The 26,106-nt window shown below is 64.7% G+C and carries 23 protein-coding genes; 14 read left to right on the top strand and 9 right to left on the bottom strand.

What is annotated here, in order from left to right; translation table 11 throughout:
• Positions 1–57: 57 nt before the first annotated feature.
• Positions 58–459: a hypothetical protein gene (locus C481_RS14570; RefSeq protein ID WP_006110019.1), complete on the bottom strand. Its 402-nt coding sequence runs from the start codon at positions 457–459 to the stop codon at positions 58–60.
• Positions 460–581: 122 nt separating this feature from the next.
• On the opposite strand from C481_RS14570, the gene C481_RS22255 reads away from it, so the two are divergent.
• The 3 genes from C481_RS22255 to trpB all read left to right on the top strand — a co-directional run bounded on the left by C481_RS22255 (position 582) and on the right by trpB (position 3,093).
• The gene (locus C481_RS22255) at positions 582–719 is read left to right on the top strand and encodes a hypothetical protein (protein WP_169331459.1); all 138 of its coding nucleotides are present in this window, start codon (positions 582–584) and stop codon (positions 717–719) included.
• A 3-nt stretch (positions 720–722) separates the two neighbouring features.
• Positions 723–1,751, top strand: a complete 1,029-nt coding sequence (locus tag C481_RS14565; protein ID WP_006110018.1) for a YeiH family protein — start codon at positions 723–725, stop codon at positions 1,749–1,751.
• 163 nt (positions 1,752–1,914) lie between these two features.
• Positions 1,915–3,093 (top strand): tryptophan synthase subunit beta, encoded by a 1,179-nt coding sequence (gene trpB, locus C481_RS14560; RefSeq protein WP_006110017.1) that lies wholly within the window; start codon positions 1,915–1,917, stop codon positions 3,091–3,093.
• A gap of 12 nt (positions 3,094–3,105) precedes the next feature.
• Here the strand turns inward: trpB and C481_RS14555 are convergent, their stop codons facing one another.
• Together C481_RS14555 and C481_RS14550 are read right to left on the bottom strand one after the other, a co-directional pair.
• Positions 3,106–3,579 (bottom strand): HIT family protein, encoded by a 474-nt coding sequence (locus C481_RS14555; RefSeq protein ID WP_006110015.1) that lies wholly within the window; start codon positions 3,577–3,579, stop codon positions 3,106–3,108.
• Between the two features lie 51 nt (positions 3,580–3,630).
• Positions 3,631–4,692 (bottom strand): glycosyltransferase family 4 protein, encoded by a 1,062-nt coding sequence (locus C481_RS14550; RefSeq protein WP_006110014.1) that lies wholly within the window; start codon positions 4,690–4,692, stop codon positions 3,631–3,633.
• 560 nt (positions 4,693–5,252) lie between these two features.
• On the opposite strand from C481_RS14550, the gene C481_RS14545 reads away from it, so the two are divergent.
• Positions 5,253–8,060, top strand: a complete 2,808-nt coding sequence (locus C481_RS14545) for a S8 family serine peptidase (RefSeq protein WP_006110013.1) — start codon at positions 5,253–5,255, stop codon at positions 8,058–8,060.
• Positions 8,061–8,168: 108 nt separating this feature from the next.
• Here C481_RS14545 and C481_RS14540 read toward each other — a convergent pair whose 3' ends face one another.
• Positions 8,169–9,026, bottom strand: coding sequence for a hypothetical protein (locus tag C481_RS14540; protein ID WP_006110012.1), 858 nt, complete (start codon positions 9,024–9,026; stop codon positions 8,169–8,171).
• 296 nt (positions 9,027–9,322) lie between these two features.
• Between C481_RS14540 and C481_RS14535 the strand changes: the two genes are divergently transcribed.
• The 5 genes from C481_RS14535 (at position 9,323) to C481_RS14515 (ending at position 12,910) form a co-directional block, all read left to right on the top strand.
• Positions 9,323–11,158, top strand: coding sequence for a S9 family peptidase (locus tag C481_RS14535; protein ID WP_006110011.1), 1,836 nt, complete (start codon positions 9,323–9,325; stop codon positions 11,156–11,158).
• A gap of 121 nt (positions 11,159–11,279) precedes the next feature.
• Positions 11,280–11,678 carry a hypothetical protein gene (locus C481_RS14530; protein WP_006110009.1) on the top strand — a complete coding sequence of 133 codons (399 nt, stop codon included), beginning with the start codon at positions 11,280–11,282 and terminating at the stop codon, positions 11,676–11,678.
• 111 nt (positions 11,679–11,789) lie between these two features.
• Positions 11,790–12,050 carry a hypothetical protein gene (locus tag C481_RS14525; RefSeq protein ID WP_006110008.1) on the top strand — a complete coding sequence of 87 codons (261 nt, stop codon included), beginning with the start codon at positions 11,790–11,792 and terminating at the stop codon, positions 12,048–12,050.
• 189 nt (positions 12,051–12,239) lie between these two features.
• The gene (locus C481_RS14520) at positions 12,240–12,590 is read left to right on the top strand and encodes a hypothetical protein (RefSeq protein WP_006110007.1); all 351 of its coding nucleotides are present in this window, start codon (positions 12,240–12,242) and stop codon (positions 12,588–12,590) included.
• A 113-nt stretch (positions 12,591–12,703) separates the two neighbouring features.
• Entirely contained in the window at positions 12,704–12,910 is a 207-nt protein-coding gene (locus C481_RS14515) for a hypothetical protein (protein WP_006110006.1), read from the top strand.
• Positions 12,911–12,922: 12 nt separating this feature from the next.
• On the opposite strand, the gene C481_RS14510 is transcribed toward C481_RS14515, so the two are convergent.
• Positions 12,923–13,555: a TorD/DmsD family molecular chaperone gene (locus C481_RS14510; protein ID WP_006110005.1), complete on the bottom strand. Its 633-nt coding sequence runs from the start codon at positions 13,553–13,555 to the stop codon at positions 12,923–12,925.
• Positions 13,552–15,729: a hydrogenase iron-sulfur subunit gene (locus C481_RS14505; RefSeq protein ID WP_049904677.1), complete on the bottom strand. Its 2,178-nt coding sequence runs from the start codon at positions 15,727–15,729 to the stop codon at positions 13,552–13,554. The genes C481_RS14510 and C481_RS14505 overlap by 4 nt, the downstream gene beginning before the upstream one ends.
• Before the next feature lie 256 nt (positions 15,730–15,985).
• Between C481_RS14505 and C481_RS14500 the strand changes: the two genes are divergently transcribed.
• The 5 genes from C481_RS14500 to C481_RS14480 all read left to right on the top strand — a co-directional run bounded on the left by C481_RS14500 (position 15,986) and on the right by C481_RS14480 (position 22,011).
• Complete coding sequence (locus C481_RS14500; RefSeq protein WP_006110002.1) at positions 15,986–19,303, top strand: molybdopterin-dependent oxidoreductase; 3,318 nt, start codon at positions 15,986–15,988, stop codon at positions 19,301–19,303.
• On the top strand, positions 19,300–19,980 hold the full coding sequence (locus C481_RS14495; RefSeq protein WP_006110001.1) for a 4Fe-4S dicluster domain-containing protein: 681 nt from the start codon (positions 19,300–19,302) through the stop codon (positions 19,978–19,980). Before C481_RS14500 ends, C481_RS14495 begins: the two co-directional genes overlap by 4 nt.
• Positions 19,981–19,989: 9 nt before the next feature.
• Positions 19,990–20,670, top strand: coding sequence for a TDT family transporter (locus C481_RS14490; protein WP_006110000.1), 681 nt, complete (start codon positions 19,990–19,992; stop codon positions 20,668–20,670).
• On the top strand, positions 20,667–21,704 hold the full coding sequence (locus C481_RS14485) for a cytochrome b/b6 domain-containing protein (protein WP_006109999.1): 1,038 nt from the start codon (positions 20,667–20,669) through the stop codon (positions 21,702–21,704). Before C481_RS14490 ends, C481_RS14485 begins: the two co-directional genes overlap by 4 nt.
• 127 nt (positions 21,705–21,831) lie before the next feature.
• On the top strand, positions 21,832–22,011 hold the full coding sequence (locus C481_RS14480; protein ID WP_006109998.1) for a hypothetical protein: 180 nt from the start codon (positions 21,832–21,834) through the stop codon (positions 22,009–22,011).
• Positions 22,012–22,048: 37 nt separating this feature from the next.
• On the opposite strand, the gene C481_RS14475 is transcribed toward C481_RS14480, so the two are convergent.
• The 3 genes from C481_RS14475 to C481_RS14465 form a co-directional block, all read right to left on the bottom strand.
• The gene (locus tag C481_RS14475; RefSeq protein ID WP_006109997.1) at positions 22,049–22,837 is read right to left on the bottom strand and encodes a DUF7124 domain-containing protein; all 789 of its coding nucleotides are present in this window, start codon (positions 22,835–22,837) and stop codon (positions 22,049–22,051) included.
• Positions 22,838–22,911: 74 nt separating this feature from the next.
• Positions 22,912–24,711 carry an aldehyde ferredoxin oxidoreductase family protein gene (locus tag C481_RS14470; RefSeq protein WP_006109996.1) on the bottom strand — a complete coding sequence of 600 codons (1,800 nt, stop codon included), beginning with the start codon at positions 24,709–24,711 and terminating at the stop codon, positions 22,912–22,914.
• Positions 24,712–24,914: 203 nt separating this feature from the next.
• Positions 24,915–25,976 carry an NAD(P)-dependent glycerol-1-phosphate dehydrogenase gene (locus C481_RS14465; protein ID WP_006109994.1) on the bottom strand — a complete coding sequence of 354 codons (1,062 nt, stop codon included), beginning with the start codon at positions 25,974–25,976 and terminating at the stop codon, positions 24,915–24,917.
• Between the last annotated feature and the right edge of the window lie 130 nt (positions 25,977–26,106).

Raw genomic sequence — 26,106 nt, 5'->3', positions numbered from 1 at the left:
CTCGTTCCGCCCTCCGCTCACCCCGTCCCGGTCTTTACCCACGTCTCCGCTCTCTGTTCACCTGTCTCGATCTCCGTTCCCGTTCCCGCCTTCATCTCCGTCCTCCTCTTCGACCCCGTCCAGGTACTCCGGACAGCAGTCCCGATCTGCTGCGATGTGCTCGCTGGCCGTCCCCGCCGCCTCCGACTCGAGCCCGTCGAGTTTTTTCGCCACCTCGTCGATCCGGTCGGGTTTCGGTCCCGGTTCCGTCTGCGTCCTGTGCCCGTCCTGTTCCTCGGACGTCCCCTCGTTGAGCGAGTCGACCAGATTTCTGAACCGTTCGGTCGGCCGCGTCGCTCGCTCGACGCAGGAGTTCGTGGGCTCGATCGAGGAAGTCCGTGTCGTCCTTACTGTTCTCGGCGTCCTCGGCGGGAAGACTTCGTCGTACGAGCGGGAACCGGATATAGACCGAGTGAGCACGTGTCAGCGACCGGAGAGCCGTCTCGTCGGCACGTTCACGCGTCACAGAAAGATGCAATATACACCTGCATCACTGACGAATCGACAAGCGTTAAGTTCGCGGGTCCGGTGCATCCGAACGAATGTCGCTCGATCGATGGGAGTCCGGTGTCACAGTCGTTCGGTCCCGCTGGACGGGACTCGAACGCGACTCGCAGAGCGTCGTCGCCGCGACGATCATCGTCACGACCGGCCTACTCGAACTGCAGATCCCTTGGTGACGGATGGCGGTTCACCGGCTCCTTCCGGGGCTCGCCGTCCTCGGTATCGGTGCGTTTTTCGCCCGAGCGCTCGCTCCAGTTATCGGGTTCAACCACCTGCTCCTCGCCATCGCGCTCGGATTCGTCCTGACCAACGCGGTCGGCGTTCCGGCCCGTCTCGAACCGGGCATCGCGACGCACAAACTCTGGCTCGGCGCCGGTATCGTCCTCATGGGCGCGTCCGTTTCCCTCGGCGCGGTCCGTGACGCCGGCTGGCTCGTCCTCCTCGCGATCCTTGCCGTGGTCGGAACCACGCTGCTCGTCGTCGAACTCCTCTCGCGGTTCGTCTTCGGGCTGACCGATCGGCTCGGCTCGCTGCTCGCGGCGGGAAGCAGCATCTGCGGCGTCTCGGCCGTCGTCGCCGTCGCTGGTGCGATCCGCGCCCGGGAGGAACACGTCGCCTACGCCGCGGCGACGGTGCTCCTGTTCGACGCCGTGACGATCGCGATCTACCCGGTGATCGGCGACCTGCTCGGTCTGTCGGGGCGAGTGTTCGGCATCTGGGCCGGAATCAGCATGTTCTCGACGGGGCCCGTCGTCGCCGTCGGCTTCGCCCACTCGGACATCGCCGGCCAGTGGGCGACGATAACGAAGCTCGCGCGCAACGCGCTGATCGGCGTCGTCGTCCTCGCGTACGCCAGTTACTACGCCCGAGAAGCGAATCGCACGGACGGCGATCGTAGCGCTCCGTCCGCCGGCGCCGCGAGCTCGACGATTCGAACGCTCTGGAGCGAGTTCCCGAAGTTCGTCCTCGGCTTCCTCGTGCTCGCCGTGCTCTCGAGCCTCGGCGCGTTTTCGGCGGCACAGCGGGCCTCGCTCGAGAACGCATACAACTGGCTGTTCCTGGTCGCGTTCGTCGGCCTCGGGACCGAAATCCGGCTGGACGAGTTGCGACAGACCGGCGTGACGCCCGCGTTCGTCGTGCTGCTGGCGCTGCTCGTCGCCAGCATACTGTCGCTCGCGGTGCTTCTACTGGCGTTCCCGTCGGCGTGAGCGGTCCGCAGCCTTCGAGTCGCCGTACCGCTGCGTCGAAATCGAACGTCCGTCGAAGGTAACGGAGATACTTTCCTATTCTTTCGCGAACCGCTGTAAGGGCGATCCGTCGGCGCTCCGAGCGCAGAACTTACTTGCCGGTGAGGCCCGACAAGCCGGATATATGCCTGAACGAGAGTTCGGCGGAGACGAGAGCGGTGGCGAGTTCGAAGGGTACGGCGGGCGATACGTCCCGGAGCCGCTACAGGAGCCGCTCGAGCAACTTGCAAGCGCCTACGACGAGGTGGCGGCGACCGACGAGTTCGAGACGGCGTTTCGCGGCTATCTCGAGGAGTTCGCGGGACGACCGACGCCGCTTTACTACGCGGAGAACCTGAGCGAGCGCTACGGCGCGGAACTCTACTTCAAACGCGAGGACCTGCTCCACGGCGGCGCACACAAGATCAACAACTGTCTCGGACAGGCTCTACTCGCGAAGCGCGCCGGGCGGGACCGACTCATCGCCGAAACCGGAGCCGGACAGCACGGCACCGCGACCGCGATGGTCGGCGCGTTGCTCGGTCTCGAGACGGAAATCTACATGGGGAAAAAGGACGCCGAGCGCCAGACGATGAACGTCTTCCGGATGCGGCTGCTTGGAGCCGAGGTCAACGAGGTGACCCGCGGCGGGCAGGGGCTCGCGGACGCCGTCGACGCCGCGCTGGAGGACTTCGCCGAAAACGTCGACAACACCCACTACCTCGTGGGCAGCGTCGTCGGTCCGGACCCGTTCCCGCGGATGGTCCGGGACTTCCAGAGCGTCATCGGTACGGAAGCCCGCGAGCAGTTTCAGGAGCGAACCGGCGGCCTCCCCGACGCCGCCGTCGCCTGCGTCGGCGGCGGCTCGAACGCCATCGGACTCTTCCACGCCTTCCGCGACGACGACGTCGACTTCTACGGTGCCGAAGGCGGCGGCGAAGGGACGAACTCGAGCCGACACGCGGCCCCGCTCGCGAAGGGAACGGACGACACCATCCACGGCATGAAGACGCGCGTCCTCGACGACGATGTCGAGGTACACTCGGTCTCGGCCGGCCTGGATTATCCCGGCGTCGGCCCCGAACACGCCATGTTCCGCGCCGTCGGCCGCTGTGAGTACACCGGCATTACGGACGAAGAGGCGCTTGCTGCGTTTCGCGAACTGAGCGAAACGGAGGGGATCATCCCGGCGCTCGAGTCCAGTCACGCCGTCGCCCGCGCGATTGAACTCGCCGAACGCGGCGACCACGAGACGATCCTGGTCAATCTCTCGGGTCGCGGCGACAAGGACATGGAGACCGCCGCGGCGAAATTCGAACTCTGACGCTCGATCCGACTAGCAGTATTCTCGAATCGCCGAGACGAGTTCACTCGCATCCGACTCGCCGAGGCGACGGCGCGACAGCGCCAGGGACACGGAATCGTCTTCGAACCGCGGGACCAGATGGACGTGCGCGTGCTCGACGGTCCCGACCAGCGGTCCGCTCGTGTAGAAGACGCTAAATCCGTCGGGTTCGAGCGCGGCTTCGAGCGCGTCGGTCATCGTCTGTACCGTCTCGAACACCGCAGCCGTTGCCGCCGCGTCGAGGTGGAAGAGTTCTCCCTCGTGTGCGCGCGGTACGATCAGGGTGTGGCCCGTGACGGCCGGCTGTCGATCGAGAAACGCGACCGTCTGCTCGTCGGCGTAGAGGCGGGCAGCCGGTTCGTCTCCGGCGGCGATGTGGCAGAACTCGCAGGGGGGTTCGCGCTGTGGCTCGCCGCACTCTCGCTCAGCAATGCCGTCGGTTGCAATTCTCCCGTCGTCGCTCATACGAACGCCCTCTCAGCAGACGATTATATACCCGTCTGCCCGTCTTCGCGATCAGAAAATACCCGCCGACTCCTGTAGCGCCCGGTAGGTCGTCAGATACCGGTCGCGAACGTCGTCTCGGTCGTACGTCGCGAAGTGGTCGTCGACGTCGCGGAACTCGAGTTCACCGGCGTCGAGAATCGCGTCGCCGAGTTCGTCTTCGCTGGTGGTTCGAAAGCCGCGGTCCCAGCCTTCGACGAGTTCGTGGGCGCTCGAGTTGGCGTGGTATTCGACGACGCCGACGCAGCCCGCGGCCAGTGCCCGGAGCATTTCGGTAGGGAAGACACAGCGTTCTGCGGTCTGGGCGAAGACGTGGGCACCGCGGTAGGCGGCGATCCGGTCGTCGAGCGAGAGGTCGCCGGCGAAGGTGACGCGGTCTTCGATGCGGAGGTCTCGCGTAAGTTGTTCGTAGGTCGCTCGTTCGGGGCCGTCGCCGATGACGGTGGCTCGCCAGTCTCGCGTCCGGTGTTCGGCGAGTGCGAGCAGGAGGCTCTCGAGGTTCGCGCCGTCGTCGAGGCGACGGGCGTAGAGGACGTCGGTGCGCTCGCCCGGCGTGACCGAGCGAATGCGGTCGATATCGATCGGGTTCGGAAACGTGTCGACGGCGCGTTCGGCGACGCCGAGTTCGCGGACCCAGGTTGCGACCAGTTCCGACGGGACGAAATTCCGGTCGACCGAACGCGCGGCGAGTCGTCGCCAGCGGTCCGTCGGGAGGCCGCCGTGGCCGTACCAGTCGGCCACGGCCGGGGCTCGAGCGAGCGTTGCGCCCACACTGGCGGCGAGAGCCTGTTTTGGTCGGTCGGCACTGGCGTGGATGATGTCGGGGTTTGAAGCGGCGAGGACGAACGGCAGCCGAACGAGAAACGACGCCCGGGCGTCGGGGCCGACGGAGACGCCGTGATAGGTGATGTCCTCGCGTTCGAACGCCGAGTGTTCGCCGTCCCAGAATTGGGTACAGTAGACGTGAATCTCGTGGCCGGCGTCTCGAAGGAGTTCGAGAACGGTCTGGAGTCGCTGGTTCGCCTCGGTGTCGTGGTGGAAAACCGTTTCGGAGGAGACGAACGCGACGCGCATATGCCACGGCCACGAAGCGAGAGGATAAAAAATCACTTCTTTCGTACTCGACCAATCCGCTCTGTGGGCAGCGCCGGCCGAACGCTTCTGAAGTGTTTGAAGACGGATCTATTCCCTGGAGAGACGTTTTGCGTCTCGAACGGGTTGTGTTTCCGGACTGGTTCCGGTTCGAGGACGATTGCTATAGTAGCCATTGCAAGTCGCTGCACACCTGATCACGCGACGGCTATGCGATCGGCGTGTAATCCGTTACAGGTGGTCCGAAGGATACTGCCGGACGGCACGACGTGACAATCAGGGACGCCGCTGGATCGATACGATCGAGGATCATCGGGTTTCGCAGCTGGATAGCCAGCGGTCGGCTATGGGAATTACCGGAATCAATTTCCTATTCCACTAGAGTAACGAGTGTATTCTTTCATATAATTTCACTGAGCGGAGACTGTCAGGAAAAATTAACCGAGAACGCGATTGACTGACCGATACCGGATCGAGGAGCGATCGCCCGTCTCAGCGGTCTGAGGACACACGCTCGACGGTTTACCGCCGCTCGGATAACCATGGTAAATGATAACTTTCAGGAGGGTGACGAGCATCGAATCGACAGACGAACGACGCTGAAACTCGCCAGTGTGGTCGGCCTCGGGGCGGTTTTTTCGGGAACGACGCTCGCCGACACGAACTCGGTAGACGATGTATCGATCGATCCGGAACGCTCCCCACCGTGGGAGAATCGTGATGACCTCCCGGACCGGTGGGCGCAAAATCGATGGTTCGTCGAGCTAGACACACCGCCGACTGCTCGCGGCGGCAACGTGCACGCTCACGCATCCGAACGAGCGAATCTGCGCGCACAGGCTCGTCGGGAGGAGGCCCAGTTTACGGAGCAGTTCGATTACACCACGCTGTGGAACGGCTTATCAGTCGACGCCGATCTAGCGACCGCCATCACGGTAAGCACGTTTGAGAGCGTCAACGCGGTGTATCCGGTTGCGATCGTCGACCATCCCGAGCCCGAAGACGCATCGCCGGCGCTCGACACCGCACTCGAAATGACCGGTGCTGCGACCGCCCAGTCCGAACTCGGATACTCCGGCGCCGGTCAACGCGTTGCAGTCGTCGACACGGGCATCGATTACAACCATCCGGACCTCGGCGGCAGTGGAAACCAAAACGGGACGTATACTGCTGTCGCCGAGCACGACCGCACCGTCACTGACCCCGACGGCGAACACCATCCCCGAATCAGCCACGGCTGGGACTACGTCGGCGAGGGCTTCGACGCTAGCGATCCGGCTACCTCGGAGCCGAACCCGAACCCCGATCCGATGGACAGACAGGGACACGGGACCCACGTCGCCGGAATCGTCGGTGCGGATGCAGCAGCCGAAGACGGTGTCTCCGGCGTCGCCCCCGATACGGCACTCGGCGCGTACAAGATATTCGACGTCGGCTCGAGTTCAGCCGACATTATCGTCGCGGCTCTCGAGGACGCCTACGAAGACGGCATGGACATCGTAAACATGTCACTCGGAGCAACGCTGGCGTGGGGGCAGGAGTACCCGACGACAGCAGCGAGTAACGAACTCGTCGCACAGGGCGTCGTCGTCGTCAACTCCGCCGGCAACGATGGCGGACTCGGTACCTGGAGCATGAGTGCGCCGGCGAACGGCCACGATATCATTAGCGTCGCTAGTGCCGAGAACACCCACCTCGAAGCGCAACTTTTCGGCGTCGACCACCGTACCGAGCCGGTCCCGTATCTCGAGATGACCGGCGCAGAACGACCCCCAACCGAGGGTGAATCTGCGCCACTCGCACTCCCCAGCGCGAGTGAACTCGAGGGTGAAAGCGGTTACTTCGGCTGCGATAGCGGTGATTTCGACGAGTTCCCCGAGGGCCATGTCGCCCTGATCGAGCGCGGCCACTGCTCGTTCGCACAGAAGTACCTGAACGCCGTCGAAGCCGGTGCCACGGGCGTCGTGATCTACAATAACGTCTCGGGACTCTTCTCGGGGACGGTCCAAGACGCCGGTGTCGACGGCGTCTGGAGTGCCGGGCTCAGCGATACCGACGGTCAATCGCTCGCGGCGCTCCTCGAAGACGGTACCGACGTCTCGCTCGAGTTCACAAGCGACGCAGCGACCGTTCCGAATCCGAACGGCGGCCTGTTGTCGGATTTCAGTTCGTACGGGCAGGATGTTGAACTCGAGTTCGGCCCGAGCGTCACAGCGCCGGGGGGCCTGATTACCTCCACGTATCCACTGGCGCTAGACGAGTACGCGATGTTGTCGGGAACATCGATGAGCGCCCCACACGTCGCTGGCGCAGTCGCACTGTTGTGTGAATCCGAGTCGGGTCTCGATCCGGTCGAGGTACGCGATCGACTCCAGAATACGGCCGAACCCGCGCCGTGGTCGCTTGCGCCGGATCTCGGCCTGGATCATAGCTTCCGACAAGGTGCTGGGATGATCCAGATTGACGAGGCGATTGAAGCCAACCACGGGGTGTCTCCGGGACAGATCGCTGTCGGTGATGGGGCTGGAACCGACGCCACAGTGACGATTCGAAACGATGGTGACGAGGAAATCGTCTATTCGATCGCTCACGTCGGCGCGATCGGTACCGCGGGTAACACGTTCGCACCGTCGTTTTACGGAGCCGGAAGCACGCTCGAAGCGCCGGAGACCGTCGCGGTGCCTGCAGGCGGCGCTGCGGAAGTCGATGTCCACCTGACTGCGCCCGCGTTTGGGCTCCCGAATCACCAGTACGGCGGCTACATCGAGTTTGACCCAACGGACGAGACCGCAGCGACGCTTCGGGTTCCATACGCCGGTTACGATGGTGACTATCACGAGCTCCCACTGTTCGGATACTATGAGAGTGTCGACGAGTTCGTCGAGCAAGAACCGCGAGTATCGGCGATCGTTGGTGAAGATGAAGACGGGAATCCGATCACCGAACCGGTCGAGGAAGGCTATGAGTTCACCGTTGCGGAAGGTGACTATCCGATCGTCGAGGCGTTCTTCGGGCACTTCCCGCGTGAGATGCGGATATACGCGGTCGATCAGAAGCGCGGGCACGAGTATCTCGCGATGGAAGATCGGTACCTCTCACGAAGCGATAGTCCAGACACGTACTACGAGTTCCCGTGGATGGGACTGACGCAGGCCGGGGAGAGCGATAACATGCGGCCGGTTCCGAAGGGGACGTACACGCTCAGGGTGGAAGTCCTGCACGCCCTCGGGGAGCCTGAAAACGAGGACCACTGGGAAACCTGGCAGTCGCCCGAGTTCGACTTAGATACGCGACGGGTCGGTGGACGGACGCCGGTGAGCACTCCCGCTTTCGCCAGCGCCGATGAATAGCGGAAGGACCGAATAACGGGTTCAGTAATTGATCGGCTGCGAATGGCTGCCCTGCGGCGACGGCCCGAAAGCCATAATCGGGTGTTCGCGGACTGTCGCTCAACGGTCTCATTCGTCGCTGTTCTCGTCAGCGATGTCTTCGCGAAGATCGTTCATCGCACCCTCAATAGCCGAGTCGAGTCGATCCGTGAAACTGTCCTCGTCGGGTTGTGAGTTGCCGGGTGTCTCCGTCTCGCCGGTCTCGTCTGCACCGTCCGTTTCAGCGTCGGTGCTGTCGCTCTCGCCTTCTGTTTCGTCGTCGGTCTCCTCGTTGCCGGTGTCCTCGGCGTCACCGTCATCGTTCTCGTCGGTTTCGTCCTCGCGTTCGTCTTCGCCACGATCACCGTTTCTCCCGTCGGTTTCGTCCGCTCCGGCGTCACTGTCACCGTCGTCAGTTTCATCCCCGCTTTCACCGTCGTCACCTTCGTCTTCATCCTCTCCGCCACCATCCTCGTCTTCACCCTCACCGTCGTCAGCCGCATCTTCACCATCACCGTCTTCCTCGCTTTCATCCTCCGTTTCGTCCGTCCCATCGTCTTCATCACTGGTCTCTCGGTCGTCGCTCTCTCCGTTTTCATCCCCGGTCTCGCTATCCGAATCTTCATCAGCCGCACCTTCGTCATCTGCATCCTCACCGGACCCCATCGAGAACCCGTTTTCGTCTTCTTCCCGCTCGCCCGAGTTCGGTGTGGTCGATCCGGTATCGTTCGTCGATGCACCGCTGGCCCCGTCGTCGTCGCCGTTCGTCTCAAGGACGCCGAATCCACTTCCCGTCGAGGGCTCACCGTCTCCACCGCCCAGTTCCGGGCCGACGACAGCGACAGTCGTCCCGAACGCGACGAGAACGACCAGAATCGTGACCATGACCACCCCCACTGAACCGTTCCCCTCAGTAGTTGGTTCGTCGGTTGCGTCCGCGCCAGTCATTGGTCGTTGCTTCCCCTGTGTGGCCTTTGTTAAGCACAGCAATTCGGTGGGTGACGAGCCGAAGGCTGTCACTCGCATGCCAGGGCTACAAGTATCAACGCCTGCCAGGCACTCGATTCGAGCGCGGTTGAAAGTGAACGCAAACGGAGATAGTCGCCCGCCTCGGCGGGGACTACGGTGGGAACGGCGGACGCCGTGACAGTTTCAATTTTGAAATGACGGTAGCCACCGGCTATTGTCGGGGCTCCGTCTCCGGAACCCAAACGACTACCGGCCCGCCACACGCACCGTCTGCTATGGCAGCCTACGAAATCGATCGTTATCTCAACATTCGCAGCGCATACGGGGTCTCGTTCGGCCCCGACGGCGACGAACTCTCGTTTCTGATGGACACGACCGGCACCCCGCAGGTTTGGACGCTCGACGGCCCGCGCGAGTGGCCCCAACAGCGGACGTTCGCCGACGAGCGCGTCACGTTCGCCTCGTGGTCCCCGGAGCGCCCGGAACTGATCTTCGGGATGGACGAGGGCGGGAACGAGCGCGCCCAACTCTTCCGTCTCGACGCCGAGACGGGTGCAATCGAGAATCTGACGGCGATGCCCGACGCCAAGCACCGATGGGGCGGCTGGAGCCACGACGGCGAGCGGTTCGCGTTCACGTCGAACCGCCGCGACGAAGCCGTCTTCGACGTGTACGTCCAGCACCGAGACGAACGCGGAAAGGGTGCAACCCTTCTCCACGAGGGCGACGGCTGGCTCTCGCTCGCCGGTTGGAGTCCGGACGACTCCCGACTGCTCGTCTCCCAGGCCTACTCGAACTTCGACCAGGACCTGTACGTTCTCGACCTCGAGACGACCGAGATCGAGCACCTCACACCACACGAGGGCGACGTTCGCTATCAAAGTGCGAGTTGGGCACCCGACGGCGAGGGGATCTACCTCGTCACGGACCGCGGCGACGCCGACACCCTCTCGCTGGCCTACCTCGACGTCGCCTCGGCTGAACTCGAGACCGTCGTCGCGGACGAGTGGAACGTCGACGGCATCGCGCTGGACGACGAAACCGGGCGGTTCGTGTACTCCCAGAACGTCGAGGGGTACACCGAACTCACCGTCGGCGAGTTCAGTGCGGACGACCCGACGGCGTTCGAGGAGTTCCCCGCGCCCGACCTGCCGGGCGGCGTGTCGGGCGGCGTAAGCTTCGGTCCGGACGCGGAGCGGTTCGCGCTGTCGACGACCGGGGATACGGTCAACACGAACGTCTTCGTCGTCGACATCGAGTCCGGCGAGGCCGAACGGTGGACGGACGCGCCGACGGCGGGCATCCCGCGCGAGACGTTCGACGAGTCCGAACTGGTTCACGTCGAGAGTTTCGACGGGCTCGAAGTGCCGGGATTCGTCACGCTTCCGGACGATCGAAGCGCCGGCGCAGAGAGCAGCGACGGTGCCGGCGAGACGCCCGTTATCGTCGACATCCACGGCGGCCCCGAGAGCCAGCGCCGCCCCTCCTTCTCGAGCGTCAAGCAGTACTTCCTCGATCGGGGCTACGCCTACTTCGAGCCGAACGTCCGCGGTTCGGCCGGCTACGGGGCCGACTACGCGGCCCTCGACGACGTCGAGAACCGCATGGATTCGGTCGCCGACATCAAGGCCTGCGTCGAGTGGCTGCAAGACCACCCCGCCGTCGATCCCGACCGCATCATCGCGAAGGGCGGCTCCTACGGCGGCTTCATGGTCCTCGCTTCGCTGACCACGTATCCCGAACTCTGGGCCGCCGGCATCGATATCGTCGGCATCGCCAACTTCGTCACGTTCCTCGAGAACACCGGCGACTGGCGGCGCGAACTCCGCGAGGCGGAGTACGGAAGCCTCGCCGAGGATCGCGAGTTCTTGGCGGAGATTTCCCCGACGAACAACATCGAGGATATCGCGGCCCCGCTGTTCGTCCTCCACGGCGAGAACGACCCGCGCGTGCCGGTCGGGGAGGCCGAACAGATCGCGGATCGGGCCGGCGAACAGGGCGTTCCGGTACGGAAACTCGTCTTCGACGACGAGGGACACGGCTTCTCGAAACTCGAGAACCGTATCGAGGCGTACTCGGCGATTGCCGACTTCCTCGACGAACACGTCTGATTTCGGGTCGACGCGCCATCTCGGAGCGCGAGTCCATTCAGTTCCGGGGACGAAGGAGCCGTCCCTTGACATTAGCTCACAAACGGGCGATTATAATAGTCCTCGTCTGTTATCATCCCGCATGCGAATGGAGCTTCGGGTCTGTAAGCACTGTTATAACGGGGATCATGGAAATCCGCAGAAGACGGCGGTGACGAACGACATGGTCGCCTGCGCCAGGACGATTCGAGAGTACAAGGACCTGATCGAGATCGACTCGCTGTACGTCACGATGGTCGAGGAGGGCGACACCGGCGGTGCCGAAGCGCTATCGGTCTACGTCGCGAGCATCGGTAACGAGCAGGTGCAGATCAACGACACGCAACTCGTCATGGAGGACGACGACGGGAACGTCCTCGTCTATCCCGAGCCCGACGATGTTCTCGAGGTGCTGACGCGGAATCTCGATCAAATCTCCGAAAAAACGAGACAGGATGTTTCCGTCGGTCTCTCACCCGAAAGCGCGGAGATCCTCACCTGACCAGTCACCGATAGCCTCCGATCGGTTCGCCGATCGGTTCAAACCCGTGACTGTGGGGTTTGCTTACTGTTGCCGTGGTACGTTTTCACGGTGGAGGGTGATGAGAGAGCTATGGGACTTCGAACTGCAGTCGAGCACAATTCGCTCGTCGCGTTCGGACTGTTGTTCGCCGCGGTGTGGACCGGGCTGATCGGAGCTCGCATTGTCACCCAGATGGGAGGAGTTACTCCCGGTAACTGGGTCGGACAGCACGGATTCGGCGGCGTGATGGGCCTGCTCGTGATGGCCGCGTTTCTCGTTCTCATCCTCGTCGCGTTCGGTGAACTCGGCGAACCGGAACCGACACCCGAGGAGTGGCCACCCGATGAGTAGCCCGCTACCCGACTCGAACGTCAGCTCGTATTGTACTTCGATGGTCGACGGCTACACACATCCTCGTTCCCGCTGCAGACAGTCGAATCGACTCGGATCCCGAGAGCGCGGTGATCGGTATCGGATCCGGCAGAACGGCGACAGCCGGTCCCGCTCGCCGCTTGCGTGCAACAGGAAGGGGGAAGCGTCATGACGCTGTCGATCACCGTCAGCGATCGGTTTCGCACCGCTGCAGCCGACTGGGGCGACGACCGCCTCATGGAAGAGACGGACGCACTCGAGGTCAAAGCCGAGCAGGCGCTGCTCGAGATCGAACACCTCGTCGCCGGTGCGACCGACGTAGCGTTCGACGTCGATGGCGACACAATTCGGCACGAACCGAGCGAAGAACTCGAGGCGTTTCTCGAGCGACAGGCTGACGCGTACGGCATCGACCCCGCGGATGTCCTCGAATTGCACGTCGATCTGTTCGCGCGGGCGTTCCTCGAAGACGAAGGCGGGTCGGGCTCACCGCCAGCCGATCCGCGTCCCGGACGGTGAGTGAGCAGTGCCGTGGCAGGTCGCCCGTTTCGATCGTTCCAACGGATCAGGAAGCCTGACGGACGAGTTCACCGTCACAAAAGTATATCCGTGGTACCGTCACACATGAACGTATGACCCACACGGACTGGGAAACGAAAGCCGGTCTCGACAAGAAACGCGGCAGGAAGGTCTGGACGCACACGGCACCGCACTACGTCAACGACGGCGAACGGGACGGAGATGTCTCGTTCTCCGACGACGTACTTGCGCAGTTCGTCGACGACGACGGCGAGGATGAAAGCGAGCCGAATCCCGAAGAGACGGCCGCGGAACGGTAACGGAACGGGATCTCAGGCCATCTGCATCGCGATCTCTTCTTCGAACGCGATATCCCCCTCGAGAACGTCGGCGACGGCCGCATAGAACGGCTCGTCGGTTCGCTCGCGGATATCGGCGGCGAGGTCATCGATCCACGCGGAGAGGTGTTCCTCGTGGAAGACTCGCTGGTAGCCGAACGTCTCCTCGTCGCCCGTGCGCTGTCGCCGGATCAGATTCCGGAGAAATGCGAGTTCGACGGCGACGTAATCGTTCTCCTCGGGATAGTCGTCGGGCGGGGACCAACCGGCCGCCCCGTAGCCGGCCTCGACCTCGGTGAGCCCAGTCCCGCGGAAGTCGGTGTCCTCGCGGTAGTACGTTTCGTGCGGGAGGATCGGCGGCCGCGGGCCGACGAATAAGCGCGTGAACTCGCGTTCGAGTTCGTCCTGGACGAGTTCGGGATCGCGTCCCTCGTTTTCGTCGAGAACCGTCTCCAACCGCTCGAAGCCGCGATCGAGCGTTTCGCCGACGCTCCCGTCGGGGACCGTGATTCCGTCGTCCAGTAGCGTCTCGACGAACGCCGTGCTCGGCGCGTCCGCGAACGCGTCGATCAGGAAGTTCACCAGCTCGAGTCGCGCCACGTACAGCGCGCGTTGGTCGACGCTCATTCGCTCTCACCCCGGTCGTACAGCAGTTGTGCACGACAGTCGCCGCAGTAGTCGAAGATGCTGCCCGACGCGTTCGGGGCGATCCCGGCGACGAGTTCGCCGACCTCCGCCTGGATCTTCCGGGCGGATCCCTCGCTCGTGAACGGCGTGCCGCAGTTGGCACACTCGCGCATCGAGCCCTCGAAGACCGGTATCCACGGCTCTCCGTCGCGGTTCTCCGGTAGCAGTGACCTATCGAGCCCGTCGCGCACCGTGATGACATCTTCGACGCAGCCCTCCTCGCAGAGCCCGCAGTTGACGCACTGTTCGTGGTTGAACTCGAGCGTGGCCGTCTCCTCGTTGCGGCGGATCGCGTCGGTCGGACAGAGGGTCGAACACGTCGGGGTGAACGTACACCCGTCCTCGACTTCCATCCGTCCGAAGTCTTTGAGGCCGCGGATCACCTCCCGATCCGGGTCGACGTGTTCTACGATCGCGCGGACGCTCTCTAAGGTCCAGCCGTGGCTGTCGAACGCCGGGTGCTCCCGGTCGGCATCGCCGGACTGCGTCCGGCCGCTCGCGGAACTTCGTTCCGCGGTGTCGATCTCGCCGGCTGCCTCGTGTTCGCCGGCGGGAATCGGCGAGGTCTCGAGTTCAGCGGCGAACGTCGAAATCGCCTCGACGAAGGCTTCGTGACCGTCGGGCTCCGGCGCGAAGAACGCGAACCGCTCGCCCAGTTCGAGGTCCCGACTGGCCCGGTTGAGCCGGTCGACGAGTTCGGTTTTCGGATCCGGGCCGGAGTGGTGACAGTCGTCGCCGCAACCGACGATCGCGACGCCGTCGGCACCGCAGGCCAGTGCGTGCACGGCGTGGGCCTCGCCGACGGTGTCCGCGCAGTTGACGCGCACGGGGAGAATCGGCGGATACTCGATGTCCGCCTTGCCCGCGGCGGCCAGGCGGCCGTACTCGGCCAGCGCGTCGTCGGCCTCCTCGGAGCAAACGAAGGCGACGATCGGGCGCTCCACGTCGGACCCGGATCGGTTCAGCAGTCGGCCGCCCTCCGCGTCGGTCGGCCGGCACAGCGCCTCGACCTCGCGGGCGAGCCGCTCGTTCGAGGGCTCGCGGAGCATCGTCGCGCCCGTCGGACAGGAACTGGTGCAGGCCCCGCAGTTCTGGCAGGCGTCCTTGTGAAATTCGACCTCGTCGATCCGCGTCCGCTCGACCGCGTCGTGAGGACAGGCCTCGACGCACTCGGTACACCCCGGTTGACTCGAGTCACCCGCCGCGCAAACGTCCATCTCGAGGTCGAGGTGGTCGGGTTTCTCGATCCCGCCGAGGTGCTTTTTCACCGCCGAAATCGTCGCGGCGTCGATCGGCGCGGTGTAGAAGCCGATGCGACCGCCCCGCGTTCGGCGGGTCGCGGCGGGATAGACGATCTGATCGAACTCGAGGCTGCGTTCGACGCCGTCCGTCTCGATCGCGTCGGTGGGACAGACGCCGGTCCACTCGCCGTCGGGGGCTTCGGGATCGATGTCGACCGGGTAGCGCGTGACCATCTCGTCCGGTCCCTCGCGGACGCACTTCATACAGGAGACGCAGTCTTCGGTGACCCGCGACTCGAGACGGACGGTGAACTCGCCGAACCGGCCGTCGACGTCGGTGACTCGACCGCGCTCGATCGTAACGCCGTCGAGGTTGGCCGTCGACCCGACGTACTCGTTCCCGTCGGCGATCAGCGTGACGGCGGCGTCGTCGGCGAGTGCGGCCGCGGTTTCGGGATCGGCGACGACCGCGACGCTGTCGCCGGCCTCGGCGGAGACGGATCGGGAGGCGGACTCGGCTTCGAGGCCGGCCGTTCGAGCGTTGACGATTCGGGCAGTTTTGGCCGTCGCGCCGCTCTCGTCGTGAACCCAGCCCGCGCTCTCGCGCTGATCGACGAACGAAATCGCATCCGGATGTATCCCCTGTTGTTCGGCGACGCGCTCGAGTTTCCGCTGTGCCGTCGCTTCCGGACAGGTGACGACCAACTGATCGAGGTCGTACTCGTCGATCACCTGTTCCATCGCGGGCACCCCGTCCGCACAGAGTAAACTCGAACTTGCCGCGACATCGACCCCTTCGATCCCTTCTCGAACACCCTCGAGGTCGGTGGAACACGTATTAGCACAGGAGCAGACGAAACTCCCAACGTTCATCCAGTTGTGCTATACCATGACAAGGTAATAGCGTTATGACCGTTCAGACACACAGTCCTCAGAGATTAGTAATAGCGTCGAAAATGTATGCGTATATCGGATGAATATTCGAATAATATAACTACACCATAATTTCCACGTAGGTTCCTTAAGCAAATATTCATACCGTTTGATGTAGAACGGTACTCCTAGGTATGAGTATCCATGGCATGATCCTGGAGCGAACAGGACGGTACGCGGAAACAGGTGCAGTGTCATGAGCGTCGAGGACGATCCCGTCACGATCGATCTCGATCGGCGCTCGTTCATGAAAGCCAGCGCGCTCGCCGGCGGCGTGTTCCTCGGCGGTGGCGCGGCGGGACACGCCCTCGGCGGCACGCAGGAACCGGACGACGGGGTTCCGGACGACGCGGAGATGGCGAAGGTGATCTGTAACTACTGCGCCGTCGGCTGCGGGTTCAAGGCGGTCAAGGACGGTAATTCCTTCGTCGCCCAGGAACCCTGGTTCGAGAATCCGATCAACAACGGCTCGCTCTGTTCGAAGGGAGCGGGGATTCTCGAAACCGAACACTCGCCCAAGCGGTTGAAACACCCGATGCGCAAGGTAGACGGCGAGTGGCGGCGGGTTACCTGGGACGAGGCCTACCAGGAGATCGCCGACACCTGGGAGGAGACGATCGACGAGTTCAGCCGCGAGAGCGTGATGTTGCTGGGGAGCGCCCACCACTCGAACGAGGCGGCCTACGCCAGCCGCAAGTTCGCGGCGTTCATGGGGACGAACAACGTCGACCACCAGGCGCGGATCTGTCACTCGCCGACGGTCACCGGCCTCGCCAATACGTGGGGCTTCGGCGCGATGACGAACACGATCAACGACTATCGCAACTTCGACCTGCTCATCATCCTCGGGCAGAACCCTGCCGAGTCCCACCCGATCGCGATGCAGCACATCCTCGAAGGGCAGGCCCGCGGCGGAACGATCGTCTCGATCGATCCCCGGTACACGAAGACGTCGGCCCACGCCGACTACTTCTACCGGCTCCGCCCCGGGACGGACGTCGCGCTGGTTTTCGGGTTGCTCAACTACGTCCGTGAGCAGGGCGAACTCGACGACGAGTTCCTCGGCGACCGCGTGATGGGCTGGCCCGATGTCGAGACCGAACTCGAGCAGTACGATCTCGAGACAGTCTCGGATATCACCTGGATCGGGCAGGATGATCTCGAGGAGATCGGCGACCTGATCGTCGAGAACAGTCCACAGATTCAGGTCGAGTGGGCGATGGGCGGGACCCAGCACAACAACGGAACCCAGAACATCCGCTCGTACGCGCTGTTCAGCCTCGCGACCGGGAGTGCGGCCCGGTCTGGCGGCGGCCTGCAGGTTATGCGCGGCCACGCGAACGTGCAGGGCGCGACCGACCTCGGCGTCGATTCGAGCATCCTGCCGGGCTACTACGGCGTCGACTCGCCGGGCTCGTGGGATCACTGGACGGACGTCTGGGATCGGAGCCCCTGGACCAGCGGGAGCACGTCGTTCGAGGAGCTGTACGAGAAATTCGAGCGGATGCCCGACGAGATGTGGGAGGGGCTCGAGGTCCCGACCGAGGTCGAAGAGGGAGAATCGGAGTCGGAAGACGAAGGTGAACCACCGGACGAGGAGGAAGACGACGAGGAAGGGGGCGAAGAACAGGGCCTCCAGGAGGAGGCACCGATCGACGATGCGGATCCGCAGTCGATGATGTTCCAGCGGGGGTTGACCGTCGCCCGCTGGTACGAAGCGGCGCTCGGGCAGGAAGACCGACTGCTCGAGTCGGATCTGTACCAGCCGGAGCCGTTGAAGATGGCCTTCTTCTGGGGACACTCGGCGAACTCGATCAGCGAGATGGATCGGATGAAACAGGCGATGGAGGAACTGGACCTGTTGGTCGTCGTCGACGTCTTCCCCGCCGTCGCCGGCACGCTGCCGGACGACGCCGACGTCCTCCTGTTGCCCGCCTCGAGTCAGTACGAGCACGTGCGGTCCGTGACGAACTCGCACCGATCGGTCCAGTGGAGCGAGCGCGTTGCGACGCCGGCGCACAACTCGAAACCGGACCTGCAAATCTTCCAGGAGTTGGCCCAGCACATGGGCTTCGGCGAGCACTTCGACTGGGGAACCGGCCCGGAGGTTCACAACGGACGGACCTCCTACGAAGACGCGCTCCGGGAGATCAACCTCGGAACGCGCTCGATCGGCTACCAGCAATCGCCCGAAAAACTCCAACAGCACCACGAGTACGATTGGGCGTTCAGCACGGACGATCTGCGGGCCGAGAACACGGGGACGCCGGTCGACGGCGACTACTGGTCGCTCCCCTGGCCGTACTGGGGCGACGATCATCCCGGCTCGCCGATCATCTGGACGAAGGAGGCCGATCCCCGCGAGGGGGGACACGACTTCCGCGAGAACTGGGGCACGCAGGCGCCGACGCCGGAGGAGTGGGACGAGATGAACGTCGATAACGAGTATCCGCTCCAGGAGACCTACGATCAGGACGGCGAGGACGGCCTGGACCTGATCGCCGGATCGTTCGAGGCACCGTGGTGGGACGACCAGGAGATCGAGGGCGTCCCATCGTACCCCGGCTACTCGACGATACTTCCCGACGACCCGACGGACCCCTCGACGCAGACGCTCCCGGTGGAGATGGCCCTCGACGAGGAAGAATCGGTATACGATGCGGCGCAGGCGATCGCCGACGAGTACGGCGACGAGGTGGACGTCGACCCCGCGGAGTACGAGGAGTACGACGCCGCACAGCCGGATCCGCCGACCGGCCGCGGGAAAGCGCGGGCGGTCGTCTGGAACTTCCTCGACACGGTGCCGGTTCACCGGGAACCCGTCGAGAGCCCGCGACCGGATCTCACCGAGGAATGGCCCGCAAACGGCGAACAGACCAATTTCTGGCGGCTCGACCAGAACAATGCCACCGTCCAGCAACGGGCGACCGAGGCCGTTCACACGGAACTGGGAAGCGACGCCGAGAGCGGCCGGACCGTGATCCTCACCTCGGGCCGGCAGGTCGAACACCAGGGCGGCGGTGCCGAGACGCGGAACAACCAGTACACCGCCGACCGCCAGCCACACATGTACGCGGAAATCAGCCCCGGCCTGGCGACGGAACTCGACGTCGTCGGCGGCGACGACCACGTCGTCGTCACCTCGGCCGACAAGGGATCGATCCTCGTGAAGGCCAAGGTGACCAACCGTGTCAACAACGAGGAGATCTTCCTTCCCTACCACTGGGGCGGCGTCTTCCACGGCGAGGACCAGAGCCCCAACTGGCCCGGGGACACCGAACCGCTGGCGATCGGGGAGAGCGCGAACATCATCACGCCGAGCGGATTCGACGCCGAGACCCAGATGCAGGAGACGAAATCGGGCGTCGTTCACGTCCAGAAGGCGACCCAGCAAGTCGTCGACGACCTCGACATGGCGTTCATCGACTACCCGCAAGACGAACTCGGTCTCGGCGCGCAGAAACAGTACGACGTCCGCGAGTGGGACATGCACGACGGAGCTGAACAACTATGAGACAAGAACAGGACGACCCGTCTGGCCAGGTACTGAGCCAGGGCGTCATGAGCACCGGCGAGGGAATGCGGATCTTCCCCGACGTCGAGGCCTGTATCGACTGCGGCGGCTGCGTCGTCGCCTGTAAACGCACCTGGGACCGTGAGATCCAGAACCAGCGCATCGACATCACGACCATGGCCGAAGGGGTCGCCGGACCGCAGGGAGAAAACGCCGACAAGACCGGTCGGCTCGAAGCGGGCGAGAACCCCGGCGAGACGAGTCTGCCGATGCAGTGCTACCACTGCGAGAACGCCCCCTGCGTCTCGGTCTGTCCGACGAACGCCCTCCAGAAGGAGGACGACGGATTCGTGACTGTCCACGAGGACCTCTGTGTGGGCTGTCAGTACTGCCTGTCGGGCTGTCCGTTCGGTGCCCCGCAGTTCCCCGACAGCAACGACGGCGTCGCACAGATCTTCGGCACCGGCGGCATCATGGACAAATGCACCGGCTGTCGCGAGCGCCAGGAGTCCCAGAAGGGACCGGCCTGCGCCGAGGAGTGCGCCACCGACGCCATCCTCGTCGGCGGCGCCGGCGAAATCGCCGACGAACTCGAGCAACGCGACAGCCAACCGTTCTTCAACAACGAGGCCATGGAGATCATCTTCGGGGCCGACGATGCTGAACTCTTCCAGTGACTTCCGACCATGAGCGACGAACGACCACCCGACGACCACGACGACCGCGCCGGCGGGCCGACCGACCCGAGCGACGACTCGCCAGCGGACGTACCGGATACCTCGAGCGACGCCGACGCTCCCGGCGACACGGAATCGGCCCGGGAATCCGGGGAATCGATCCGCGATGCCCGCGACGAACAGGCCGACGGGGGATACGCCGAGGAATCCGCCACCGAGCAACGCGAGAGCGAACCGGAACCGGAAACCGCCGAATCGGCGTCCGGCGATCGATCGGATCGAATCGCGTTCTGGATCAGCGCCCTGATCGGTCTCGCGCTGGCGGTCGGTGCCGTCGCGCTCGTCTCCGGGCGCGGCCCGTTTTTCGAGTCCGTCCTGCGAGTTCGGCCGACCGTCGACGGCGGCGGTGTCGGTGCCGATTGGGTCCTCGGCAACACCGAACCCGTTCTCGATGCCCTGATCGCAATCGTTCACTTCGCGGACGTCGTCCTGGGGATCTTCATCCTCCTGATGCTGTTTATCCACTGGGCGGCGTTCCGCCGGTTGGCGACGCAAATGCGTCCGCCGAGCGGGACGCGCACGCAGGAGCCAGAGCCGGCGACAGCGCCGGACGGCGGGTCGGGCCGAGATGACCGTAGCGGGCCGTCGCGCGACGATGGTGCCGCTGCCAGTGGAGGTGACCGCGCGTGACGAACCTCGATCACGGGAAATTCTCACGCGCCACGACGATATTCCACTCGTTGCTAGCCCTGGCGGTGTTCCTCCTGTTCTTCACGGGGTACGCCATCGCCTTCAACACGGAACTGTGGTGGGTAGTCGAACTGATGGGCGGCAACCGGGGGGTGCTCTCGATCCACCGTTTCGCCGGCTTTTCGCTGATCGCCCTGACCGGGTTCTGGGTCCCCTACATGCTCATTCGCTCGGCCAGTCGAGCCAACTTCAGCGCGGTTCTCCCGAGCCCGGACGACGTAGCGGCGTTCATCCAGGACATCAAATTCGCGCTGGGACGGGCCGACGAGCGCCACCCGGCGGCCCGCCAGTTCGCGGGGTACAAGGCCGACGAGGTGCCGCTGATCTCCTACGTCGGCAAGGGCGTCATCTGGATCTTCACGATTGAACTCGTGTTGCTGATGATCTCCGGGTTGCTCATCTGGCAGAAGACGTGGCTGATCGAGTTCTATAACTCCCAGTCGGTCGCGATGGCCTTCGTCGCGTTCCACGGGCTGCTCGGGATTATCATGCTGATGGGCGTGATGTTCCACACCTTCGAGCACGGCTTCCATCCGGCGTTCTACCCGGTCGAGATGAAGGCGTTCCTCCCGAAGGATCAGACGCCGAACTTCCACGACGACCCCGACGAGTACGAGACGACCGGGATCGAGCGACTTCGGCTCCGTCCGTCCTGGCGGTGGGCAACGAACGTCGCGGGCGTGCTGGTCGTCGTCGGCATCGTCAGCGTCCTCATGGCCAGCCTCGACTACGGCGGCTATCCGGTTCCGGAGACGCTGGTGTTCGCCGAGGGCAGCGTTCTGCGAACGATCGGCATCAATACGGGGATATTCGTACTACTTCTCGGACTCGTGCTCTCGATGTACGGCAACGTGTTGCGGGCGCGCTACCTGCGCCGGCGTCGGGAACAGCGCGCTTCCGGCACGGCCGCCGACGGCGGTGAGCCGGGCGGCGAACCCGCCGGTGACGAGTCTCCCAGTACCAGCGACGATTGAGGGCCGGACTCGGGGTTTTCGTGGTTTCAGTTTCACGACCAGCATCGCGCGTGCGCTGCGTACGATGCCGTCGGAAATCCGACGACTCGCCCGTGGATTTACGTCGATTCGCGTGGCGTGATAGAGTATGGCAAGCCTCCTGTACTCGATCTACGCCATCGCCGTCCTCGTCGTCGCCGTCGGCGGACTCGTCGGGGTCGTCTTCGGAACGCCCGACACCGCCGAAGGGCGAGGCTATCGGTACGAGGCGCTCACGATTGTCGCCGTCCTCTTCATCGCCGCGTTGATCGGCGGGTTCCTGCTCTAGGGGCGAGAACCGCCGCGCCGATCGCGTGTCGTTACAGTCACCCCTGTAGATCCCAGTCCGCTTTCTCGGCGGCGCTCTCGACCGGGACGTACTCCCAGTCGGCGGCCTCGGCGATCGTTTCGTCGGATTCGGCGCTGCCGACGACGACCATCCGTTCCGCGTAGAACATCGAAGTGCGATCGATACCGCGGAGCCGCTCGGATGAACTCGTCCCGCTACCGGTGAAGAAGTCGGCGTCGAGGGCGTGCGTTCGCTGGAACGATGTGATGTGGTGCGTGTCGACATCGCCGACGATTCCGATCCAGTCGGCCCAGGTCGAAGCGTCCGCGAAGACGGCCGCCGGGTTTGCGATCCGACGAAGGGCATCGTAGGTGAACGCGATCGTCATGTCGTCGACGCCGCCTCCGTGCGGTCCGTCCGCGGCCGACCCCGCGGGTCGCGGTTCGGCGGGCGGTTCCTCCGACGCGCCGGTACCGACGTCGCCGCCAGCGTGGCCACCAGCACCGGCACCCCCGTACTCCGTCGGTATCCCGGCCGGTTTTCCCGCGTCCGTTCGGGGGACGTGGGGCGCAGGTTGGGGCGTCGGATCCGACTCGTCCGCGTCCCGTTCACCGCCGTCGTTCTTCGCGTGCGCGTCCTCCTCGCCCGCGCCCTCCACGTCCTCTACGTCCGCGGTGGGCCCGGCGACGCGTTTCGGCTCCGGTTCGTCCACGGGATCTCCCTCGCCGCGCCAGAACCAGTCACCCGGGTTCGCGTCGGGCGTCTCTTCGCACTCTTCGCCCTCCTCGCCCGCATCGAGTTCGTCGAGATCGAGTCGGTCGGTCATCGCGTCTCACCCGCCTGGTCGGAGCGGTCGAACTCGTCGAACTCGTCGAGGCCNGTCGAGATCGAGTCGGTCGGTCATCGCGTCTCACCCGCCTGGTCGGAGCGGTCGAACTCGTCGAACTCGTCGAGGCCGAGCCGTTCCAGCGTTGCCGTCGTCGGCCGGCCGCGGTCGTCCCACCCGCGGCGTTCGTAGTAGCGGTCGAGCATCGCTTCGAACGACGCGGGATCGATCGCAGCCCCGTCGTTCGGCCCGCCGTCGATCGGCTCGGTCAACCGCTGTGGAAGCGTGTCGTCGTCCCGAGAAAACCCTTCGCGAACGTTGAAAAGGCGAACGAGCGTCCAGATGCGTGCGCCGATCCGATCGAGGGCGATCGGGTTGCGGCCGACCGCGGCGAGCCACTCTTCGATACGGTCGGGCGAGAGCGCCTCGGCGACGAAATCGTCAGCGACGAGACTCCAGCGGAGCGCTCGCCGATCCTGTTCCGCGATGACGGCATCCACCCGATCGCCGACCGACCACTCCGTTCCCGCGAGCGCTTGCGCTTCGACCGGTCGCGCCCGCCGGTGGCAGGCGCCGCGGTCGCTCGTGGCGTACGCGAGCGCCATCGCCGACGCGCCGCGGGGATCGTACGACGGCAACGCCATCCCCTTGATCGACGGAATTAACGCCGAGCCGCCGTACGCCGCGGCCGCGTCCTCGACGCCGTCGGCGAGCGCGTCGCCGAGCGAACTCGAGCGCGCGGCGATCTCTTCGATGAGTTCGCGCGCCGCGTCGTCGTCGCCGAACGAGAGGTCGCGATCGAGGTGGCCCTCCTCGCTCGCGCGGATCGCCCACGCGACCGCATTGCCGCTCGAAATCACGTCCTGGCCGAGCCGATCGCAGAGCGAGCCGAGCGTCGCGACGGCGTCGAACTCGTCGATACCGAGCCCCGCGCCGAGCGAGATCGGCGTCGCTCCGCGCGGGACGCTCTCGGTGGTACCGTCGCTGTCACCGTCACCGACACTGCTCTCGACGCGAAACCCGCCCGGAACGGGACTGTTGGGTCGTTCCCGATCGGACGCGGCCGCGCGGACGGCCTCGATACCGATGTCGTCGGTTCCCTCGAACGTCCCTTCTTGCCAGCCGTGAGTCGGCAAGACGCCGACTTCGTTCGCGAAATCGATGGTCTCTACGGTTTCGCTGGCGGCGTGCCAGCGGCCGGTCTCGTCGTCGGCGAACGCCGCCACGTCCCGGCGTCGAAGCGCGCGAAGTTCGTCGTCGGCCGTCGGCGGCTCGTCGTGGGCGACCACAGCCTTCAGCCGTTTCGCACCCATGACCGCGCCCGCACCGCCGCGTCCGGCGTGATGCTCGCCGCCGTCGGACGCGATCGTCGCGTACGAGACCAGGTTTTCGCCCGCGGGACCGATGCAGGCGACGCTCGCGTCCTGAACTCGATCGTCCGTCTCTCGAGCGTCGAGTCCCCACCATTCGTCGGCCGACTCGATCGTCACGGTGCCGTCGGCGATCGAGAGGGCGACCGGTCGCTCGGCGCGTCCGGTAACGAGAACGCCGACGTGGCGGCCGAGCGAGCCCGCAAGTCGAGCCGCCATCGAGCCGCCGGCGTAGGAATCCAGAAACGTTCCCGTCAACGGTGATTTGGTGACGACGACGTACCGCTGTTCACCCGGAAGGTAGCCGGTCAGCGGGCCGACGAGAAAGCAGAGTGCGTTGGCGTCGCCGAGCGGATCGGTACCGGGGGACACCTCCTCGTACAGGTACCGCGCGCCGAGCCCCTTCCCGCCGACGTACGCTCGAAGCCAGCCCTCTGGCACCGGTTCGCTCGTCACTGACTCGTTCGTGAGATCGAGGCGAACGATGGAGTCGCGCTGGTCCATGCGGTTCAGTGACGATAAACGCCATTCGTAAGTAAACGTTCTTGGCCCTTATCGAGTCATTCTTTTGAATGTACCAAATCGCGACGCAAGTAACGCGGCGCCGAAACACCGCGGCATTGGCGCACCGAAGCCATCGGTTACGCCGTTCACTGTTCCGCGTCGTGCCGACGATTCCGGCGGGCCGGTGACTGTGACGATGCGGCTCAGTCGATAACGCCCGTCTTCGTCGCTACCTCGCGAGCCGCTTGCTCGTCCATCCCGTTACCGAGGATCGTATAGCGGTCGCGAATCTCGTGGCACGTCGTCAGCGCCTCGAGCACGGTTTCGTCGTCGAGTCCGAGTTCAGCCGCGGTCGTCGGCGCGTCGATGCTGTCGAGGGCGTCGCGGATGTCCCGCCAGATGCCGCGCTCGCCGCCGTGCAGGTAGGCGGTCATGATCGAGCCGACGCCGACCTGGTGGCCGTGCAGCGCCGCACCCGGTGCCAGCCGGTCGAGCTGGTGCGAGAAGAGGTGTTCGGCCCCGCTCGCCGGCCGCGAGGAGCCGGCGATGCTCATCGCGACGCCGGAGGACATGAGCGCCTTCGTTACGACCCAGGCGGATTCCTCGAGGCCGGGCCGGACGTGATCGGCGTTGTCCACGAGGATTTCCGCGGTCATCTCAGAGAGCGCGGCCCCGTACTCGGAGAACTCGACGTTCTTGAGCCGCTTCGCGAGTCGCCAATCCATCACCGCCGTGTAGTTCGAGATGATGTCGGCGCAGCCGGCGGTCGTCAGCTCCCAGGGAGCTTCGGCCAGGACCTCGGTGTCGGCGACGACCGCCAGCGGCGGTTCGGCCGCGACGCTGTGGCGCGTATCGCCGTCCGGGACCGAGCCGCGATTGCTCACGATCCCGTCGTGGCTCGCCGCCGTCGGCACCGAGAGAAATCCCACGTCGAGGTGGTGGCTCGCCATCTTCGCGATATCGATCGCCTTGCCGCCGCCGACGCCGATGAGATAGGAGGCGGCCTCGGCTTCGGCGGCTTCGATGACGGTTTCGACGGATTCGAACGTCGCGGACTCGATCGTGACGATCGCGGGATCGATCCCCGCGGCCTCGAAATCGGCGGCGACCGGTTCCGCCGCGACCGCTCGCGGCGTCGGACTCGTGACGAGGAGCGGTCGGCCCTGCAGGTGGAGTTCGTCGACGACCTCGACGACCGACGACCGGACGCCGTGCCCGACGACGACGTTTCGTGGCAGGCGAATCCACGTCGACTTCTCGAACATAGTTGCCCTGATTCACCCACGGGATATACGTGTTTTTTCTTGTCATCCGCGACATCCTTGGCATCCTCGGCATTCACGACAGTTTCGACCCGACACGACCGCCCGCCGATCCGTCCCGCTGTCCGTACTG

This window comes from Natrialba asiatica DSM 12278 (assembly GCF_000337555.1).
GTDB lineage: Archaea > Halobacteriota > Halobacteria > Halobacteriales > Natrialbaceae > Natrialba > Natrialba asiatica.
This window is presented reverse-complemented; position numbering and strand designations above follow the sequence as displayed.